General features: G+C 45.4%; 2 protein-coding genes. Both read left to right on the top strand.

Annotated features, from left to right (window positions below; all coding sequences use genetic code 11):
• Window positions 1-825: tetratricopeptide repeat protein (locus B9G53_RS00535; protein ID WP_141211658.1), on the top strand; the 825-nt coding region annotated here is incomplete at its 5' end.
• Between the two features lie 34 nt (window positions 826-859).
• Window positions 860-1,003 carry a DUF2281 domain-containing protein gene (locus B9G53_RS26560; RefSeq protein WP_141211657.1) on the top strand — a complete coding sequence of 48 codons (144 nt, stop codon included), beginning with the start codon at window positions 860-862 and terminating at the stop codon, window positions 1,001-1,003.
• Window positions 1,004-1,117: the final 114 nt, after the last annotated feature.

The raw sequence follows: 1,117 nt of genomic DNA, 5'->3' as shown, positions 1-1,117 counted from the left end.
GATGCGGCRGAATCTCTCTACAGGCAATGTTTAGCAGTTGAAGAAGAATTAAGAGATCGCGCGGGTATGGCAAGTTCTTGGGGASCGGTGGGGGGCCGCGAGCGCAAACGTGGCAACTCGGATGCGGCGGAATCTCTCTTCAGGCAATCTTTGCAATTGAGGACTGAATTAGGAGATCGTGCAGGTATGGCTGCTGTTTGGGGAGCATTGGGAGACATCAAGCGCAATCGTAGCAACTGGGATGCGGCAGAATCTCTCTACAGGCAATGTTTAGCAGTTGAAGAAGAATTAAGAGATCGCGCGGGTATGGCAAGTTCTTGGGGAGTATTGGGAGACATCGAGCGCAATCGTGGCAACTTGGATGCGGCGGAATCTCTCTACAGGCAATCTTTGCAATTAAGAACTGAATTAGGCGATCGCGCGGGTATGGCTGAAATTTGGGGACTATTGGGAGACATTGAGCGCAATCGTGGCAACTGGTATGCGGCGGAATCTCTCATCAGGCAATGTTTAGCTGTTGAAGAAGAATTAGGCGATCGCGCGGGTATGGCAACTTCTTGGGGAGTATTGGGAGATATCGAGCGCAATCGAGGCAACTGGGATGCGGCGGAATCTCTCTTCAGGCAATGTTTAGAAGTTGAAGAAGAATTAGGCGGTTTATATCTCATAGCTGAAGGGAATTTTGATTTTGCCTTACTCGAAAAACAACGTGGCAACCTCACCCTTGCTCAGCAATATTACGACAAAGCCAAAACCATCTATCAACAACTCGGCGCAATCAAAGATCTAGAGCGCATCGAAAAGGAATGGAATTTGATAGACTAAAGCTAATTTAATCGTAATAAAGAGGGCGATTGAAATGACCGCACTAGAAATAGCGATTTCTAAACTCAAGCAGTTACCACCACAGCAACGCAGTGAAGTCATCGACTTTATCGAATTCTTGGAATTTAAGATTGGCAAACTCAGCCAAAATGACAACAGTAATCTAACTGGAGTCTAGACTAAGTTGATTAAGAAAATCAAAAAAAGAGCAGGAAAAAGTAACCCAGAGAATGGATAACTGAGCAAATCCAAGAGAATGAAAAGGAGAATATCTAGGATTAGGAATTAAGGA

Origin of the sequence: Pseudanabaena sp. SR411 (assembly GCF_002251945.1) — a bacterium.
Taxonomy (GTDB): Bacteria; Cyanobacteriota; Cyanobacteriia; order Pseudanabaenales; family Pseudanabaenaceae; genus Pseudanabaena.
This window is presented reverse-complemented; position numbering and strand designations above follow the sequence as displayed.

Coding starts and splice junctions, on each gene's coding strand:
- B9G53_RS26560 (WP_141211657.1), top strand. CDS start 860: ATGACCGCACTAGAAATAGCGATTTCTAAACTCAAGCAGTTACCACCA.